Here is an 18799-nt window from a genome sequence, read left to right on the forward strand (position 1 = left end):
AAAAAGTTAAACGATAAAAGTAATGAATATTCGGTTTGGGGTAAAGTTGGTTTTAAGGTTTTTATACACAATTGAATATCGTCATTTCGAGCGAAGTGCAACGAAGTCGAGAACCCGTAGGCTCAGCGAAGCTAAATCTATTAAAGATCTCTCCATTTCGCTACGCTTCAGTCGAGATGACGGATCAACTACAAACTAAAGCGATTTCCTCAAATTCAGGTAAAAAGGTACCTCTACCCTTTCGGTTTTGCCACTCAATACAAACTCAGCGGCTTGGGCACCAAGTTCACTAAAATCAGTCGAAATGGTGGTGATGCCATCTAAAATGATCCTTTTTAATGGCGTTTCGTTATAAGAAATTACCCCTACATCTTTACCAATTTTGAGCTTTTGTGCAATCAAACGTTCAATCAGCATCACCAGGTCGTCTTCCATCAGGTTGATGTAAACCTCACCCGGATTAATTTCTTCATCTTTAATATTGTGGATCACTTTATGATCGAAAGCATACTGTTGGCAAAAACGGTAGAAACCGGTTAGTATTTCGTGTGGGAAATAGCTGTTTCGGGGGAAAATAATTTTTAAAGTGCGGTAGTTGGAAAGACGGTCTAAGGCCTGCTCAAGCGCTGCATAAATATCCTGTGCAAAGTTTTCATAGGCCGCAGCATAATTTCCGGTTACCCCTGGTAACAATTTATCCAAAATCACCAGTTTTTCTTTAGGTATGGTGTTGATGATTTCATGTGCATTTTCTCCCCCTTCCAGAAAGTGCGGAATAATTACAAAGTGCGAATATTCATCTCGCTTGGCCACAATCATCTTTTTAAACAGCGCATAATCGTTGTTATAAATATAAAAATCGATGGCTGCCCGTTCGCCTATGGTTTTGGTAAAAGAATCGTAGATGATCTTTTTATGCGTACTGAGCTTATTAAACAGCAAACAGATTTTAAGTTTGCGCGAAAAATCGGTATTGATGATAAAATAGCCCTTCCCCGGAACCGAATCTACCACCCCTAATTTCCGCAAGTTCCGGTAACCTTTCTCTGCTGTATCGCGCGACATTTCCAAACTAAAACTGAGCTCGTTAATAGAAGGCAGCAAACTATTTTTAAGCAATTTACCACTTTCTATTGCCGCTAAAATGGCATTGGTTAACTGTTTGTATTTGGGTGTCGACGAGTATTCATCAACATTGAGATAAGGTATTAGATCTTCTGGTTTCAAAATGGTTAGGGTATTAGGATTTCTAATATAAGGAAATTCCTAAAAATCCAGTGTACGTTGTATGGCCGAATAATATTTTAACTGAATCATATCCGTGGGTGCCGGGTTTTCATTCCAGGCATCGTTAATGGCTAAAGCGGTTCCAATAGCGGTAGCCTGCGAAACCGATGAAGCATATACCTCTATATCAGGAATAGCGGTAGCTAACAAATGCATGTAAATGGCATTTTTACCAAATCCCCCGTCAACAAAAATCCGTTTTACGCCTGGGTTTAAAATCAATTTTAACGAATAGAGCTGCTGTTTTACCAGATCAAAAATAAGCTGGTGGTAAGCTTCTTCGGCCGTTTGAAAAATATTCAGATCGCGATCTGGAAATGCCGAATTCGCCAAAAATCCCGTCTGCGCCTCCTTATTCTCCGGAATCTTATTGGCCAGTTTCAAAATCATAGAAGGATTAAACTTCAAATGCTTAAACAGGTAAGCTGCCCGATCAAAATGCTCGGCAATACGTTTAAGCTGCACCTCATGTTCGTAACCAGCAAAAATACGCGAAGCTTTAACCGCTTTGCCTTTATAGTGCATGTAACACAGACAATCTTGTTTCAGTTCTTCGGCTGTTAAAGGTTCCTGGTTAAAAGGATTTAAACTGATGCACCAGGTACCGGTAGAAATGAGTACAAAAGGGGTATTGAAATTAGCCAGATATGGAATTAAAGCAGCTGAACTATCGTGCAAGCCTACCCCTACTTTGATGCTGCTGCCTTCAAAATCTGTTTTCAGGCTCGAATCTGCAGGTGTAAAAGTGCCGAACTTGCCATCGATCTTTTCTGTCGATACCCAGTTGTGGTACTGGTTTTTGTTAAAATCCCACAGCTGGGTGTGACAGCCAATGCTGGTAATATCGGCCACAGCTTTACCTGTAATCAGATAACTCAGGTATTGAGGCAAATGCAAAGCCCATTTTACTTTATCAAATAACGCAGGCTTTTCGTGTTTTAAACGGTACAACTGCATACCCGAATTTAAACTGCCCAGAACTGGTGAAGCGGTTTCTAAAGAAATCTTATCCTCACCCCCGTACGTAGTGTAAAAGCGCTGCTTAAGTGCTTCTGGATAGGCTTTTAAATAATTATAAAGTGGCGTTAAAGGCTCACCTTTTTCATCGAGGTACACAAAACTGGCACCGTAGGTAGAAAAATTAATGGCCTTAACATCAAACTCTTTTAACTGCAAAACCTGATGCAGGGAATCGTACACAGATGAGCGCAGGCTTTCCAGGTTTTCGCAAACTTCGCCATCTTCATCAACGGTTTCTACAAAACGGGCTGAACGCTCGTAAACAATCTGATAATTTTCATCGATCAGAAAGAGTTTTTTATTCGTTTTCCCTACATCAAATATGGCAATAACAGGTTTTGGCATTTCTATTCTCCTCTTTACAAACCTGTAGCAACAGTTTTTCCACGGTGATTAACTAAATGATTACGCACATCTAAATCGCGGTATAAGCCAATTGGTGATAATGCCGCTCCGGCTCTTAAACGCGCCTCGGCAACCAATGCCCTTAAATCGCTGCGGAAGGTATGTTGTAAAATTTCCTGTGCTTTGGCCACATCGTTGTTATCCTGTGCTACATTTAATGCTTTTCTATCTACCAAAAGTGCCTGTGCGTAAGCAATCATAATGGCTTCGACCGATTGAAGCAGGTCTTCTAAAGGATCTTTGACATTGTGCGAAGCATCGATCATCCAGCCCAGATCTTTAGCATGGTTCATGCCTTTTGCATCCATTCCTTCAACCAGCTCATTAAAAATCAGGAATAACTGGTAAGGCTTAATGCTTCCAGCAGTTAAATCATCATCGCCATATTTAGAATCGTTGAAGTGGAAACCACCCAATTTCCCTTCCATTAACAATAAAGCTACAATTTGCTCGATATTGGCATTAGGCAGGTGGTGACCTAAATCAACCAATGTATAAGCTTTTTTGCCCAGTTTGCTGGCATACAATAATGACTGACCCCAATCGCCCACTGTAGTTGAATAAAAGTTAGGCTCAAAAGCTTTGTACTCTACAAACATTTTCCAGTCATCAGGCAGGGCCGAATAAATTTCCTGTAAGCTTTCCAATGTATTCTCGAAGGCTTTGCGAAAGTTAAGCTGGCCAGGGAAACAAGATCCATCGGCAAGCCAAACCGTTAAAGCATCAGAACCTAATGCTACACCGTGTTTAATTACTTCTATATTGTGCTCAATCGCCTGTTTGCGAATGGCTTTATTTACATTTTGTAAGGAACCAAATTTGTAACTGTGTGCCGAACCTGCCTGATCCTGAAAGGTATTAGAGTTCATGGCATCGAACTTCAGGCCATAACCCGCAGCCAGTTGCTTTAGTGTTGCTGCATTTTGAGGAATATCCCATGGAATATGAAGCGAAATTGCTCCACTTGCACCATTCAAGGCATGCAATAAACCCACATCTTCAATTTTTTCTTCAATGGTACGTGGCTCTCCGCCGGTAATGGCAAAACGACCAAAACGTGTACCACCTGTTCCCAAAGCCCAGCTTGGAATGGCAATCTGAAAATCGACCAGTTTTTGAATTACAGCTTCAAGATCAACGTGTGCCCAGTCTTCTTTTAAAAAAGCAAGCTTACGCTGATGTGCGGTTAACAATGAGTCGTTGTGTTTTTCTATTTGGTTCTGCCCGATATTCATGAGGATATTTGGTTTTTATTAGGTTAATTATTTTGGCGATATAATCGCCTTTCTCGTTCATCCTCGTTAAAAACGAGGACGATAACAAAAATTTAAAGTCATTTTCGATCTGTGCCTAAACACAGACCGATGAAACAACTTACTAAAACTGAATTTAAAACAATCGCCGTGGTCAGTGTCCACACTGACCACTATTTTTTATTTTACCACAGATGCACACAGATAAATACAGATTTGTATTGCTGCATTTATTTCAGTTGATGGGGACACCAATCGATAGATCAAATTTCATCTGTGTGCATCCTTTTTATCTGTGGTTACATTTTTATTATCTTACAAATGCCATGGCTACACCGCCATCTACATTAAGCACATTGCCGGTTGATTTTTGCAACAAGCCACCAACAAAGGCAAAGCAGGCATTCGCAATATCATCCGGTAATATAATCTGATTAAGCAATGTACGTTTTGCGTAGTAAGCAGGTAACTCGGCCACGGTAATTCCATAAGCTTTGGCACGACCTTCGGCCCATCCACCAGCCCAGATATTGCTATCGCTGATTACCGCATCAGGGTTAACCACATTTACCCGGATGTTATCGGCACCCAATTCAGCAGCGTTTAATCTGCTTAAATGTAACTGCGCTGCTTTCGCACTGCCGTAACCTGCATTATTTGGTCCGCTAACTAAAGCATTCTTACTTACAATATTAATAATATCGCCACCGATATTTTGCTTTTGCATCGTATTTGTTGCAGCCTGGGTGATAAAAAACTGTCCTTTTACCAAAACATCATATAAAAGATCCCAGTCTTTCTCGGTATGGTCGGCAATGGTTTTAGAAATCGATAAACCTGCATTGTTTACAATAATATCTACCCCGCCAAATGCCAGTGCAGCGGCATCGAAAGCATTTTTAATGTCTGCTTCGCTGGTTACATCCAGAATGGCTGTACTGTACGAATCTTTTCCAAACTGTGCCGCAAATTCTTTACCTGCTTCTTCCAAACGCTCGGCATTCATGTCGTTTAAAATAACCACACCACCTTCTGCCACGAACTTTTTAGCAATGGCCTTACCAATACCACCGGCACTGCCTGTAATTAAAGCAATTTTACCGGTAAGCGGTTTAGGTTTAGGCATACGCTGTAATTTGGCTTCTTCCAGCAACCAGTATTCGATATTAAAAGCTTCCTGGTGTGGTAAAGAAGTATATTCAGAAACAGCTTCAGCACCTTTCATTACATTAATGGCATTGATGTAAAATTCTGCCGCAACCCTTGCCGTTTGTTTATCTTTTGAGAAAGTAAACATACCAATACCCGGGTATAAAATTACAACAGGGTTGGTATCGCGAATAGCTGGACTGTTTGGATGCTTACAGGTTTCATAATAATCGGTATACATGGCTCTGTAAGCTTCGAAAGCGGGCTCCAAAGTTTCTTTCAATGCCTTAACATCCGATAAATCGGCATCGCTGGCTAAATCTAAAACCAGCGGACTGATTTTGGTACGCAAAAAGTGATCAGGACAACTGGTTCCCATTGGCGCTAAACGGCCCAAATCGTTCGAATTAATGAACTCCAAAACACGTGTATCGTCGGTAAAATGACCAATCATGTGCTGCTTTGAAGAACATAAACCACGTAAAACCGGTGCCAATGCAGCGGCTTGTTTTTTACGTTGATCTGCTTCTGCACTTTCTATTTTCTGTCCACCAAAAACAGGGCCCTTTTTACCATAATTCTGGCTAAGGTAATCTGAACAAATTTCGATTACTTCTAAAGTATTTAAATAACTTTCGTAAGCGGTATCGCCCCAGGTAAATAACCCGTGCGAACCTAACATAATACCGCGGATACCTGGGTTTTCATCTAAGCACTGCTTTAACTGTAAACCCAGCTCAAAACCTGGTTTTTTCCATTCAACCCAACCAATGGTACCATTAAACAATTCCTGCGTAATGCGTTTACCATCTTTTGCTGCTGCAATGGCAATGGCGGCATCAGGGTGCAGGTGATCGATATGTTTGAAAGGTAAGAAACCATGTAAAGGGGTATCAATTGACGGTGCCTTAGAGCTTAAATCAAAAATGCAGTGATTAAACAATTCAACCATCTCATCTTCGTAAGCCACCCCGCGGTAAATGTTTTTCAGGCTGCGTAAACGGTCTACATATAAAGCAGCCAAACCGCTTTTCTTTAAGGTACCTAAATCGCCACCAGAACCTTTTACCCACATCACCTCGGTTTCAAGGCCCGTTAGCGGATCTTTTTCCAACAGTTTACAAGAAGTATTGCCACCTCCGTAATTGGTAAGGCGTAAATCTGCACCCAATAAATTTGAGCGGTAGATTAACAAAGCAACTTCATCACCAGCCAGTTTTGCAGCTTCTTCTTCATCCCACAAGTAGCTTACATGCTTATAACTTTTCGTATCGATTGACATTATATTATTCTATTTAAATTTTTCTATTTGATTAACCTTTTATTGAGTTGCCGTATCCCACAATGAGCACCGAAAGAATGATGGTTACTATACCCACCAAAACCGTTACAAGTGTTTTGCGCGACACGCCTTTCCATTCTTTTAATATCAGCCCCCAAACATTTGCAATTAAGATGATAAAGGCCATGTGTAAAATCCACGAGCTGGCACCGTTACCCATTTTACTTTCGCCCATCCCGTAAAAAAAGAATTGCAGGAACCAGGTGGTACCAGCCAGGGCTGAGAAAATATAATTTTTTAAGAGCGGGGTTGTTTTATTGGTATAGTCGCCAAATGATTTGTTGCGGGCATTAAGCACCATACACCAGATAAAATTAGTGGTAAGTCCGCCCCAAAGCACAATTACATAAGTAACGTTGTTTTGAAAAAGAAAATTACCCGTTTCGGCAGGGTTAGCGGCTTTCCAGATGGCATTGGCTGCATCGGCCATGGGTTTACCGGCTTCGATACCAAAATTGAAACAAGCACTTAACACGCCTGAAACGATCCCTACAAATAAACCCAGACCAAATTTATATTCGGTTTTTACCTCCATACCATGCGGATCGGTAATATCGGTTTTCATTTCCTTTTCCTTCATCATTCCGGCCCTGCCGCAAATCACAATCCCCAGCACACATACCAGTAAACCCAGTAAAACCATGCGACCCCAATCGGTTTGCAAAAACATGGTGAAAGTATCTTTACCGGCTTGCGGAAAAAAATCGAAATAGATGGAAGGCAAAATAGAGCCCAAAACCATGCATAAGCCCAAAATGATGCTACTGCCCAACGATACGCCCAGGTAACGAACACCTAAGCCGTAAGTAAGGCCACCAATACCCCAAAGCACGCCAAAAAAATATGTGAGCCATAAAATGCTGCCATTGGTACTGCTGATGATCGCGCTAAAATTCGGGATAGTTAAATAAGCTGCCAGCGGTGGAACAATCAACCAGGAAAATATCCCGCCAACGATCCAATAGCTTTCCCAGGCCCAACCTTTAACTTTTTTATAAGGAATGTAAAAACTTCCGGAGGCGAAACCACCGAAGAAATGAAAAATAACGCCTAAAATTGCCTGCATGCTGTTAATTAATATTTGGTTGCCCTAAAATAGAATTTACAGCAGCTTTAACTGTCATGCACTGTTATGGATTTAAAAAGGGTAGAACATTTTTTCACCATTTAAGACATATGAGGATATTCAAGAAAGATTATTCAATCTCTGCGGTGATCCGCGAAATCAGCGGGAGATAATATGTAGATGGAGTTCGTGAAACCAACTGGATTAAAAGCAATATTTGAGAACTGTCAGATGGTAAACCTGAAAGCACAAAGTTTTTTTCACCACCTAAGACACCTTAGAACAGCTAAGGTCTTAATTTTGTTTAATAACCACAAAGGTGCTGAGCGTACAAGACTGTCAGCTGGAAACAGCTGACAGCACAATTAAAGACAGATAAGATTAATTTAAAGGCCCTTACTTTAGGTAATTCAGCTTATTTACTTTGAAACCTTCCCTCCATGGGTGGCGTCAAATCAAAGTTACTTTGAAACCATCACACCATGGGTGGTACCAAATGAAATTAAAAACAGAAAAATTAACTTAATACTTGAATCTGGTGCGCAATATCTTCGATTACTTCAACCGATTTAAGGATTTTATAATGCCCAACATCTTCGAATGATTTGGAGGTGATAGAAGGGTATTTATCTAAAAATTCTTTCAGAAACGGATAGGGCGAAATATGGTCTTCGGGATCGAAAGCCAGAAAGTGATTAATATCGTTTTTTAACTGATATAAATTCGTCAAATTAAAATAACTGGCCGGAACCGGGAACTCCTGCTCAAAATTAGCAAAGAAAATTGCCTGGTCTTTGCTGGCAATGTTTACCGAATCGAGACTTTGTTCAAAATTCTCTTTCAGACGAATTAAAGGAGCAATGCTAACCAGCAATTGTGGTTGTATAGCCAGCTCCTGCACGGCAATAACATTGGCCATTCCGCCCAGCGAGTGCCCGATAAGCACATCGGGCTGTGCATAATTAAGTGCAATTGATTTTACCGAATCGGCATAGAGCATCAGGTTCGAAAATTCCGAAACAGAACTCCCATTGCCCGGCGCATCAAAAGCGATCACTTCCAGGTCATCATTTTTTAAAAGGGCTAAAATAAGCTCGTAAAAATCGAGTGCTTTTGAAGCCCAGCCATGGGTAAGCAACACTTTCCTTTTACCTTTGCCCCAGCTAAAACAATTGATGCTGATTTCGGAACGGGTAAAATAGGTATCGAAAACGGGCAGACTAAATTGCTTCGATTCGGCGATAAGCTGCTCCTGATGCAGGCGTAGCGGCATTTTAGGCGAGTAAAAAATAAACTCGCGCATTAAAGCAGCATCGGGATTACCCTGTTGCTGCTTCAAATCGCCAATTAGCTGCTTTAGCCTTTTCAAAGCTTAATAAATTAAATGTGATTTTAAATCAGCAGGCGAATAGTTGATGGATTTCAACGTTTTATCGTCTGATTTGCGGAATACTAGAAATAATCCGTCGATTTCTTTATAATAAGATTCTGTTCCGTCTTTATCTAAATAGAACTGAATGGTATTTTCGGCCTCTTCGATGGTTTTGCAGGCTTTACTCATGTTTGAGCGGTGTACCTCGTCAAATAACGTTTTAAACTTTCCACCCAAACCAAATTCATGGATTGCACCGGCCAAAACATACTGCAAATCGCACAATGCATCGGCAACTTCTACCAAATCATCATTTTCTACCGCTTCCTGCAATTCTTTTAACTCCTCAGCCAAAAGCGAAATACGCAAATTAGCCCTTTGCTTTGAAGGGATAACCGGATTTTCGAGAATAGGGTGTTTAAAAGTAGTGTGGAATTCGGCAACCTGGTTTAGCGAATTGGTTTCTTGCATGCTCATGTTCTATTTAATCTTTGTGCAGCAAACTTAAAAAAATAGAAAGAAATAATCGGGAGATTTTATGCACACTTCCTGGGGTTAATCGGTTAATTGTTTAAACTGGTCACCTGGAGATAATCTTTAAAGATTTTTACCATTAAGAGATTAAGAAAATTAAGGTGGAAATACTGAATTGGAGGTCAATCCCTACAATCGAACAATTTAGCAATGGAACAATCGTAATTGGTTAATCGGTTAATTGCTGAAACTGGTTAACTGTAAGTTCATCATAACAATTAACCAGTTAACCGATTTATACAGTTAACCTATCCATGCTTCTTCCCTTCCCTGATTACCTTAAAAAACTCTTCTTTATAGGTTTCGCCAACAGGAATGGCTTCATCATTAATAAAAACCGTATTACCATCAATCATTTTAATCTTCTCAATCGATATGATGTACGATTTATGAACGCGGTAAAAGGGTGGCTTGGGCAATTGTGTTTCCAGCTCGCGCAGGGCCTGGTAGGTAATAATCCGCTGTGTGGCAGTGTACACAGAAACGTAGTTTTTAAGTCCTTCTATGTACAAAATATCATCGTAGTTTACTTTGATGAATTTATTCTTGGTATCGCCTTTAATAAAAATAAAGTCGTTGCCTGGTGCCACCTGTTGTATCATTTCAGGTTGAACCACTGGTACCGGATTTATAATTTGCTGCGCTTTTGAGGCTGCTTTATAAAACCGCTCGTAAGAAATGGGCTTAAGCAGGTAATCAACCACATCGAGTTCAAAGCCCTCCAACGCATATTCGGGATATGCTGTAGTTAAAATCACTTTGCATTTGCCTCCACAAATCTTTAAAAACTGGATCCCGGTTAATTCAGGCATCTGGATATCAAGAAAAACCAGATCAACCTTACCTTCCTGCACCATATTCAGCGCCTCAAAGGCATTGGTAGTGGTTCCAACCAATTCAAGAAAAGGGGTTTTATTGATAAAGGCCGCAATAATATCTGAGGCGTAAGATTCATCATCAACAGCAAGGCAACGGATCATGTTGGGCTTAGGGTTTAGGTAATAATTTCAATGATACTAATTATCTGCTAGAGATTCAAAATCAAGGTACTTTTATAGGTATTGCCGTTATTAGAAATCAGCAATTCATGTTGGTCAGGATAAATGAGATCTAACCTGCGGTGTACATTTACCATGCCTACCCCACTGCTATGGTCTTTTTGTGCATGACTGATCTTATTGCTCACCTCAAAACTCAGGCGTTTTTGCTGTACTTTAAGTTTAATGCGCACGGGTTGCTTTTCATCGTTTACCACACCATGCTTAAAGGCATTTTCAACGAAGGGAATTAAAATCAATGAAGCAATTTTCTGATCACTAACTCCTTCTGAGGTAAAACTCACAAAGAAATTGGGCTCGAAACGCATTTTAAACAGTTCAACATAACTTTCCAAATAGCCTACTTCTTTATCTAAGCTCACTTTTCCATCCGGGCTATCGTTTAAGGTATAGCGCATCAAATCAGATAAACGCAAAACCGCATTGGCTAGTTTATCCGAAACCGGAATAGCCAGCGAATACACATAATTTAAGGTGTTGTACAAAAAATGTGGATTAATCTGCGATTTGAGGAAGGAAAGTTCAGCTTTAACCACTTCTTCTTTAAGTTTCCGGTTTACCTGCTCCGATTTAAAACTCTGTTCGATACCATAAACCGCAGCGGGCACCACTATAAAGGCTAAACTCCAGTAAATGTTATCAGAAATGTAGTGCCATGCTGTTGTACCCTCTGCATAGTTATGAAAACCGAACCATTTTAAATACAAAACTTCCTCAATCAGATATCTTAAAGCAATAAATATGGCAATGGTAAGTACAATGCCGCCAATGAGCTGAGGGGTTTTACCTTTTTTCAAAAAACGCGGATATACCCACAGATAGCAGATGTAAAACTCAATGATCTGTATAAAGTTCATGGAGATGCTAAAGGCCGATTCTCTTAAAGTAATGCCTTGTATGAGCGAGCCACCGTAAAAATAACCCAGAACCAGTACCCAGCAAAGTATATGTAGTGCAACCGTTTTTAATGTTTTCATGCCCTAAAACTATACAAAGCATTTTTAACCACCTATTTTCTTATGCCAAACCAGTAAATATTTATCCCAAACCTTGCTTTTTTAGTACGAAAGCTGTTTCAGGTACTAAAACCTGTTGGGATAATATTTCGGGTGGTTGGGATGATATAATTTGTTGGCCAACGCAGCCACCGCATCTTTGGAACATCAAATTATAAAACAAACCCCATGATGAACCGCTTATTTAAAACTGCTCTTTTTATATTACTGATTTCAGGCATTCAAACAGCCTGGGCACAAAACACCAAAATATCAGGAACGATAACCGACAAAAGCAATAAGCCATTGGATTATGCCTCAGTTGCCCTCATCCGCCTGCCCGATTCGGCTTCGGTTGGATTACAGGCCACCAATCAGCAAGGTGTATACGAATTTAGCAATGTTAAAGCGGGCCGTTACCTGATTAAGGCACTGATGATGGGTTATCAAAAAAACCAATCGGATCCTTTTGAAGTAAAGGCAGCTGCTGTTCGGGTTCCTGCGCTTACTTTAGCCGATCACAGCCAGAACTTAAAAGAGGTGAATATCATTTCCAAAATGCCGGTTATCGACCAAAAAGCCGACCGGGTTATTGTAAATGTAGAACAGATGAATACTGCCGGCGACAATGCATTGGAAGTCATCAGCCGGTCGCCGGGCGTAAAGCTGGATAAGGATGATAATATTGTGCTGAAAGGTAAAAGCGGCATTAATGTGATGATTGATGGCAAGATGAGCTACATGAGCGGTCAGGAATTAACCACCTATCTGAAATCGCTGCCTGCAACGGTACTGAGCAAAATTGAACTGATCTCGAACCCACCCGCTTCTTTTGATGCGGCAGGTACGGCAGGAATTATCAATATTAAACTGAAAAGAAACAGCATGCAGGGTTTTAACGGCAACATGAACCTTGGCGGTGGCTACGGCAGGTACGAGAAAGTGAACGCCGGTACCAACCTCAATTACAATATCGGTAAGGTGAGTACCTACCTGCGCCTAAACGCCGGACATTATAATTCTTACAACCGCTTAACCTTAAACCGCACCATTGGCGCCGAACAATATAACCAGCTTAATTTCTGGCACCCGGTTACCAATAGCCTCAACTACTCTACCGGTGCCGATTATTTTATCAATGATAAACATACCTTAGGCGTAATGGTGAAGGGATTTACTGCACCCGAAGAAACCAAAGTAAACAGCAACTCCATTAATTACAGTGCTACAGGTGCAAAAATGGGGTCAACTGCAATGTTTAATCCACAATCCAACACAGAGAAGAATCATGCTTTAAACCTGAATTACCGCTATAAAACCGATAGTCTGGGTGGCGAACTTGGCTTCGATGCCGATTATGTCCGGTACGATAACAGTAAAAATGAAACTTTTACCAATACCTATTTTGATGTAAATGATAACATAATGGGCAATCCCATCGATTTACGCAATATGGGCATGGGTAATGTTGCTATCTATTCGGTAAAAGCCGATTATACCCTAAACTTTAACAAAACCTTTAAAATGGAAACCGGTTGGAAAAGCAGCTGGATAAAATCCGAAAGCGATGTGCGTTTCGATTCGTTAAAAACTGCTGGATGGATAAACGATCCCCGTCGTACCAACCAGTTCTTATACCGCGAGAACATTAATGCGGCTTACCTTTCTTTAGATCAAAGCTTTAAAAACATCCAGATTAAAGCAGGTCTTCGGGCAGAGCAAACATTGGGTAAGGGTATATCTTCGGGCACCAGCACTTTAATTGACAGAAAGTACTGGAAGCTTTTCCCAACCGTTTTTGTATCCCTCAAAATTGATTCGAACAACCTGGTTACCGCTGCTTACCGCAAAAGCATTAACCGGCCATCGTATCGCAGTTTAAATCCATTTACTTTTTACAGCGATCCATATACAGCTTTGCAGGGCAATCCACTGCTGCAACCGTCTTATGCCAATGGTTTCGAATTGAATTATTCGCTCAAAAGCTTCAGGGTATTAACTTTAAGTTATTCGGTAAATAACGGATCTATGTGGGAAGTGGTTTATCAGAACGATGCTACTAAAGAAAGTATTTCGAGACCGGAAAACCTGAACCGCACCACCAATTTTTACATGGCAACCGGAAGCCCGATTGATATCACCAAATGGTGGAACAACAATACCGAAGTTTCGGCTGGTTTTAACCGCACACAATCTGCTGTGCAGGGCAATGGCTTTAATGCTTTTTCGTGGAACTGGTCGGTAATGATGGATAACACCATCACTTTACCTAAAAATTATAGCTTAACCACCTATGCTTATTACGATTCGCCATCCGTTTCCGGTCTTTTCCACAGTTTAGGTAGCTATCAGCTCAATATCGGGGCAAAAAAATTATTCTGGAACAAGAATGCAACGCTGGCCTTAAAAGTGAATGATATTTTTAACACCAGTGCCTTCAGGGCTAACCTCGAATACAATAACATTAAAACCTACTGGAAAAATGAATGGGAAAGTCGCAGGGTAAACCTGAGTTTCACTTACAAATTCGGCAATATGAAAATTAAAACCGCACGCAACAGAAGTACCGGTACCCGTGAGGAGGAAAACCGTGTGGGAGGCAACTAAATTAGTTGGTTAACTGATCTATTTGGTTAACTGTATAAATCGGCTAACTGGTTAATTGTAGGAGTATCTACAGTTAACCAGTTTCAACAATTAATCAATTATAGAGTTGCAAGACAGTTAACCAATTATAAAGTTGCAAACCGTTAACCGATTAACCAGTTTCAACGATTAACCAATTACAATACCAATAACATCCAAACATTACAGGCAAAGTGACCCGAATTGCCTAACGGAGCCGGTAGTGTGATAAAGCCTGCCTTTTTGTACATATTGATGGCCGTGGTTAGCTCTGGGAAAGACTCAAGGTAAACTTCATTGTAGCCAAAATGCTGCGCCGATTCGATACTTTTTTGCATCAGCATTTTACCAATTCCTTTTCCCCTGGCCGATGCAGCAGTATAAAGTTTCACCAGCTCTACACAACCTTCGGGTAAACCTGAGGTGGGATAAATGCCACAGCCACCTAATATTTCTCCATCTTCTTCGGCAATCCAGTAAGCCGATTCAGGGCGCTCAAATAATTTGGATAAGTGATCAGTTGTCGGATCAGTATAAACCGTACCCGGACGGTCTATCTTAAATTCGCGCAAAATTGTTCTGATCATTTCTGCCGCAGCCGCATCATCTTCTGCAACAATTTTCCTCACTGTAATGGACATAACTGTTTTTCTTTCAAAATTACTGTAAATAGGGTTAATTCATATGTAGTATAAAAATCAGGCAACTGGCTCTTTGTATAGGGGAAGAAAACAGTTACTCCATTTAAGCGTTTCAACAATTAAGCCAAATAAAATAGTTTTATTATTTTGGCGTTATGATTAACATGAAAAACATACTAATGATTTGCCTGTTTGTAACTACCGTATTCGGTTGTGGCATTAATAAACAGGCGCAGCAAATAAAAGCGCTGGAAAACTGCACCTACAAAATTACAGGCGTTCAGCAGGTATCTATTGCGGGCACCGATGTAAAGAAATTAATGGACCAGCAAAGTTTTAGTCTTGGCAGCCTGCCGGGCGTGGCATTGGGTTTATTGCGTAAAGATATCCCTTTAAAAGCCAACCTTAATTTAGAAATCAGCAATCCATCCAGCAACCTGGCTGCTATAAACCAGTTCGAATATAAAATACTGGTAAACAATACCGATTTAGCCGAAGGCTTGGTTAATCAAACGGTAAGTATTGCACAAGGCCAGACTGTAACCGTTCCGGTGCAACTGGTAAGCAATATTTATGGCCTGGTATCAAACGGCAATGTATTTAACGACATTGTAAAAGCTGCACAAAAAGGATCATCAGCTAAAGATGAAAAACTGGGTTTATTGACGATTAAAATTAAGCCAACTTTTATGTTAGGTAACACTCCATTTAAATACCCGGGTTATATTACCATCAATAAAGATATCAGCAGTAAAATATTGTTGTAGCTTTTGGGCTTACAAAAAGAAAGCGCGGTTAATTATTTAAGTTAACCGCGCTTTTTTTATTGTTTCAATCAATCTTTTACAATTTTCCGTGTGGGGTCATAATCATTCCTTTAAACCCATTCGGGTCTAAACGCATATCAACAGATTTAATCTCTTCGGTTGATAAGGTTGAAGAAAGCGGCAAAGTGCTTGTTTTTAAACTGGCAGTTTTTGGTGCCGTAAGCGGGAAAGCCCCTGTGTTGGCATAGGCCAATGCATAATATAAATAAGTTTCGGTTTCATCACCCCAATCCTTTTTATAGTCTTCGTAAGCGTCTTTATCCACACTTAAACCAGAATAATATCCGCCAACACCGGCCTGGTTTTTGGTTTCAAATTCGGGAATATACATATCCAGCTTATCAATCCTGATCGGAAAGAAACCCACTGGTTTACCATAAGTCGTTTTACCAATCAGTTTTACATCCATTACCGGCTTTAAGCTATTAATGGTTAACTCACTTGCCGAAGCTGTAGAGCCGGTTACAATAAAATAAATCCGGCTTAATGCCAGGTTACCCGATTTTGCAAATCGCTCGATATTATCGGCAGAGCTTGCCGAGTAATTTAAATCGGCGTATGTAGCATATTTCCCATTAACTCCCGAGGTAAAAGTCTGCAATTTACCCGCATCATCCAGCAAAGGCTGATGAGCCAAAATAGAAGCTTTACGCTGCGCGGTAGTAATATTTTGTAAATAGCTGTTGTAATACGAGGTAAACATGATGTTACCGTTTTGCGCAATTGGTGCCGCCAGGTTAATGATTTGGGTTGCAGTAGATACATATCCGCCACCATTATAACGTAGATCGACAATAAGCTCACTTACCCCTTGTGTGGCAAAATTAGCAAAAGCGCTGTTTAAGCCAGCGGTTGCATTGTTGGTAAAACTGTTAAAAACAATATAACCTACCTTTTTAGTCCCAACAGTATACACATGCGTATATAAAATTGGGTTGACTGTATAAGTGGTACTTGTGATCACCACGTTTTTAGTATTATTGTTTAAATCGGTAAAACCGAGGCTTACACTAGGATTGGTTCCAAAAATAGCATCGTATAAGAAGCTAACATTGGCAGTACTGTAGGTAAGACTGGTACGGCCGTTTACGCTGGTTATCCTGCAGCCACGGGTTAACCCTTGCAGCGCCGCCGGAGAATTGGGATATACATATTTCACCCTTAAATCGTCGGTAGAGCTGTAATTTATAGAAAAACCATAATCATTTGCCGATCCATTCACATCGGCCTTTAAAGCGCCGGTTTTTCCGGTAGTAGCTGCCGTGTAATCAAAAAACGAATATTTGGGCTCTGCAGAACCGCTTACGTACTCGTAAGGTTTCCCAGTAGTCGGATCGTTCGAATATTGGGTTACAGCATATAGCTCGGCCTCGTTTGAGCTAAAGCTGCGCGGTTTAAACGTCTCGTAAGTGGGCAAAGAGGTATTCCAGTAATACAGCTCTTTGGCATATAAAAAGATCGAATCCTTAGTCAGCTCTTCGCGGGTGCCTGGAGGTGTAACTTCGGTCGGCGTAACTGGCTCATCGGGGGTAATACTACTTTTTTTACAGGCAGCAGTTGCCATGAGGCCCAAAAAGCCAAATAGTAACAGCCTGTTAAATTTATTATTTCTCATGGAAGTTGGTAACATGGTGTTGTATATACGTAAAGGGATGCAATAAAGTTGTTTTATTGTTTTATGGTCAAGCCCGAAAACAGTCCCGAAAAACGCTTTACTGAGAACTGTTAACTGAAAACCCACCAAGCAACAACTAAATTTAATCCAAAATATTGTGCAGCTTAGTACATGTATCGTTGAATTACCTAAATATACCGATTAAATTACTTAATCCTGAGATTATAATCGTGAAAATATGTTAAATATTAATGCAAGGTTTAATCAGTCGATTTACGGTTTATGGTTCAAAAACCCAAATTTCAAAGTTCATACAAATATTCAGCTCTTCTGCCCCCATAATTTGTCGTCTTTACACCTTAAAAATCAATCAAATACTTTACAAATTTGTTTAATCAAGTAATAATGGAAAACAATTAAAATCAAAACCATGGAAAAGATTGAATTTAAAACCAGTATTAACGCCAGTGCTGAAAAGGTTTGGGATGTATTATTTGGTGTAGAAAGCTACCCGAAATGGACTTCGGTTTTTGCAGAAGGATCGAGCGTAGAAACCGATTGGAAAAAAGGAAGCAGGGCAGTGTTCGGGGATGGCAAAGGATCAGGAATGGTAGCAGTTATTGCCGAGAATATCCCCAATCAATTTATGTCTATTAAGCATATAGGCGAGATAAAAGATGGCAAAGAAGAATTACATGATTGGGGCGAATCGCTGGAGAACTATACCTTAAAAGAAAAAGACGGGCAAACTGAGCTTATCATTGATATGAGCATTGTTGAAGAATGGAAGGATTATTTTAACGAAACCTGGCCTGCGGCCTTAAAAAAGGTAAAAGCTATGTCAGAAAGCGAATATCATGTAGAAACATAAAATAGCTTTAAAACAAAAAAGTCTCGATTTTCATCGAGACTTTTAGAAGTGGTGCCACCTGGATTCGAACCAGGGACACAAGGATTTTCAGTCCTTTGCTCTACCGACTGAGCTATGGCACCCTCCGTTTGGGAATGCAAATGTAGTGTTCTTTTTCACAATTCCAAAAAAGGATTTCAGTTTTTTTCTTCGAAACAGCACCATGAAGTCACATCTTTTTGATAAGCAACAAGATGCGCCGAAAAAATATTTTCATTTTATTAAGCAAACTTGCCCTTACTTCACTTTTCTGTAGATTTAAAGATTTTAATGCTGATCTAAAACATAATGAAGTTTACATGGGCTCAGATATTCGCCGGATATTAAGAACTATGTAAGCTATTTCAGGTATATCGAACCAACACAATTCTGCTAAAAATGATTAAAAACCAAAAAAGCCTCTCATTTCTGAAAGGCTTTTGGAAGTGGTGCCACCTGGATTCGAACCAGGGACACAAGGATTTTCAGTCCTTTGCTCTACCGACTGAGCTATGGCACCATCCGTTTGGGATTGCAAATGTAGTGTTCTTTTTTCAAAAGCAAAACTTTTTTTCGATTATTTCACTGCTCAACTGATTATCAGCGAATTAATTTTTAGCACTTTTAAAAAATGGCCTTCATAACTGCTTAGAATGAATACAAACAAACAATTTTATCTATTTTTTTATGCATGCATAGTATTTTATTTAGATTAATATCC

General features: G+C 40.1%; 14 protein-coding genes and 2 tRNA genes. 3 read left to right on the forward strand and 13 right to left on the reverse strand.

Annotation, left to right across the window (positions count from 1 at the left end; translation table 11 throughout):
- Nucleotides 1–195: 195 nt before the first annotated feature.
- The 9 genes from BLR37_RS23720 to BLR37_RS23760 form a co-directional block, all read right to left on the reverse strand.
- A complete protein-coding gene (locus BLR37_RS23720) occupies nucleotides 196–1227 on the reverse strand; it encodes a GntR family transcriptional regulator (RefSeq protein WP_039478247.1) in 1032 nt (343 codons plus the stop codon).
- A 39-nt stretch (nucleotides 1228–1266) separates the two neighbouring features.
- Complete coding sequence (locus tag BLR37_RS23725; protein WP_090773033.1) at nucleotides 1267–2652, reverse strand: FGGY-family carbohydrate kinase; 1386 nt, start codon at nucleotides 2650–2652, stop codon at nucleotides 1267–1269.
- Between the two features lie 14 nt (nucleotides 2653–2666).
- Entirely contained in the window at nucleotides 2667–3947 is a 1281-nt protein-coding gene (locus tag BLR37_RS23730; RefSeq protein WP_090773034.1) for a sugar isomerase, read from the reverse strand.
- Between the two features lie 328 nt (nucleotides 3948–4275).
- The gene (locus BLR37_RS23735) at nucleotides 4276–6396 is read right to left on the reverse strand and encodes a bifunctional aldolase/short-chain dehydrogenase (RefSeq protein WP_090773036.1); all 2121 of its coding nucleotides are present in this window, start codon (nucleotides 6394–6396) and stop codon (nucleotides 4276–4278) included.
- 31 nt (nucleotides 6397–6427) lie between these two features.
- Entirely contained in the window at nucleotides 6428–7522 is a 1095-nt protein-coding gene (rhaT, locus tag BLR37_RS23740) for an L-rhamnose/proton symporter RhaT (protein ID WP_039478237.1), read from the reverse strand.
- Between the two features lie 517 nt (nucleotides 7523–8039).
- Complete coding sequence (locus tag BLR37_RS23745) at nucleotides 8040–8891, reverse strand: alpha/beta fold hydrolase (RefSeq protein WP_090773038.1); 852 nt, start codon at nucleotides 8889–8891, stop codon at nucleotides 8040–8042.
- Nucleotides 8892–8894: 3 nt separating this feature from the next.
- On the reverse strand, nucleotides 8895–9371 hold the full coding sequence (locus BLR37_RS23750; RefSeq protein WP_244154748.1) for a pyrophosphohydrolase domain-containing protein: 477 nt from the start codon (nucleotides 9369–9371) through the stop codon (nucleotides 8895–8897).
- A 305-nt stretch (nucleotides 9372–9676) separates the two neighbouring features.
- Nucleotides 9677–10408 (reverse strand): LytR/AlgR family response regulator transcription factor, encoded by a 732-nt coding sequence (locus BLR37_RS23755; protein ID WP_090773040.1) that lies wholly within the window; start codon nucleotides 10406–10408, stop codon nucleotides 9677–9679.
- A gap of 47 nt (nucleotides 10409–10455) precedes the next feature.
- Nucleotides 10456–11463: a sensor histidine kinase gene (locus tag BLR37_RS23760; protein ID WP_090773042.1), complete on the reverse strand. Its 1008-nt coding sequence runs from the start codon at nucleotides 11461–11463 to the stop codon at nucleotides 10456–10458.
- Between the two features lie 207 nt (nucleotides 11464–11670).
- Between BLR37_RS23760 and BLR37_RS23770 the strand changes: the two genes are divergently transcribed.
- Nucleotides 11671–14088 carry an outer membrane beta-barrel family protein gene (locus BLR37_RS23770; RefSeq protein ID WP_090773046.1) on the forward strand — a complete coding sequence of 806 codons (2418 nt, stop codon included), beginning with the start codon at nucleotides 11671–11673 and terminating at the stop codon, nucleotides 14086–14088.
- A 176-nt stretch (nucleotides 14089–14264) separates the two neighbouring features.
- On the opposite strand, the gene BLR37_RS23775 is transcribed toward BLR37_RS23770, so the two are convergent.
- Entirely contained in the window at nucleotides 14265–14747 is a 483-nt protein-coding gene (locus BLR37_RS23775; protein ID WP_090773049.1) for a GNAT family N-acetyltransferase, read from the reverse strand.
- Nucleotides 14748–14911: 164 nt separating this feature from the next.
- Here BLR37_RS23775 and BLR37_RS23780 point away from each other — a divergent pair, with 164 nt between their 5' ends.
- Nucleotides 14912–15514, forward strand: a complete 603-nt coding sequence (locus tag BLR37_RS23780; RefSeq protein ID WP_090773053.1) for a hypothetical protein — start codon at nucleotides 14912–14914, stop codon at nucleotides 15512–15514.
- A 76-nt stretch (nucleotides 15515–15590) separates the two neighbouring features.
- On the opposite strand, the gene BLR37_RS23785 is transcribed toward BLR37_RS23780, so the two are convergent.
- Nucleotides 15591–17189, reverse strand: a complete 1599-nt coding sequence (locus BLR37_RS23785; RefSeq protein WP_167356673.1) for a S41 family peptidase — start codon at nucleotides 17187–17189, stop codon at nucleotides 15591–15593.
- 430 nt (nucleotides 17190–17619) lie between these two features.
- Here BLR37_RS23785 and BLR37_RS23790 point away from each other — a divergent pair, with 430 nt between their 5' ends.
- Complete coding sequence (locus BLR37_RS23790; RefSeq protein WP_090773055.1) at nucleotides 17620–18060, forward strand: SRPBCC domain-containing protein; 441 nt, start codon at nucleotides 17620–17622, stop codon at nucleotides 18058–18060.
- A gap of 49 nt (nucleotides 18061–18109) precedes the next feature.
- Here the strand turns inward: BLR37_RS23790 and BLR37_RS23795 are convergent.
- Nucleotides 18110–18182, reverse strand: a tRNA-Phe gene (locus tag BLR37_RS23795).
- Between the two features lie 343 nt (nucleotides 18183–18525).
- Nucleotides 18526–18598: transfer RNA gene (locus tag BLR37_RS23800), tRNA-Phe, on the reverse strand.
- Nucleotides 18599–18799 lie beyond the last annotated feature (201 nt).

The sequence above is a fragment of the Pedobacter soli genome, from assembly GCF_900101435.1.
Taxonomy (GTDB): domain Bacteria; phylum Bacteroidota; class Bacteroidia; order Sphingobacteriales; family Sphingobacteriaceae; genus Pedobacter; species Pedobacter soli.

Coding starts and splice junctions, on each gene's coding strand:
- BLR37_RS23730 (WP_090773034.1), bottom strand. CDS start 3,947: ATGAATATCGGGCAGAACCAAATAGAAAAACACAACGACTCATTGTTA.
- BLR37_RS23760 (WP_090773042.1), bottom strand. CDS start 11,463: ATGAAAACATTAAAAACGGTTGCACTACATATACTTTGCTGGGTACTG.
- BLR37_RS23775 (WP_090773049.1), bottom strand. CDS start 14,747: ATGTCCATTACAGTGAGGAAAATTGTTGCAGAAGATGATGCGGCTGCG.
- BLR37_RS23750 (WP_244154748.1), bottom strand. CDS start 9,371: ATGAGCATGCAAGAAACCAATTCGCTAAACCAGGTTGCCGAATTCCAC.
- rhaT (WP_039478237.1), bottom strand. CDS start 7,522: ATGCAGGCAATTTTAGGCGTTATTTTTCATTTCTTCGGTGGTTTCGCC.
- BLR37_RS23780 (WP_090773053.1), top strand. CDS start 14,912: ATGAAAAACATACTAATGATTTGCCTGTTTGTAACTACCGTATTCGGT.
- BLR37_RS23725 (WP_090773033.1), bottom strand. CDS start 2,652: ATGCCAAAACCTGTTATTGCCATATTTGATGTAGGGAAAACGAATAAA.
- BLR37_RS23755 (WP_090773040.1), bottom strand. CDS start 10,408: ATGATCCGTTGCCTTGCTGTTGATGATGAATCTTACGCCTCAGATATT.
- BLR37_RS23790 (WP_090773055.1), top strand. CDS start 17,620: ATGGAAAAGATTGAATTTAAAACCAGTATTAACGCCAGTGCTGAAAAG.
- BLR37_RS23770 (WP_090773046.1), top strand. CDS start 11,671: ATGATGAACCGCTTATTTAAAACTGCTCTTTTTATATTACTGATTTCA.
- BLR37_RS23785 (WP_167356673.1), bottom strand. CDS start 17,189: ATGAGAAATAATAAATTTAACAGGCTGTTACTATTTGGCTTTTTGGGC.
- BLR37_RS23735 (WP_090773036.1), bottom strand. CDS start 6,396: ATGTCAATCGATACGAAAAGTTATAAGCATGTAAGCTACTTGTGGGAT.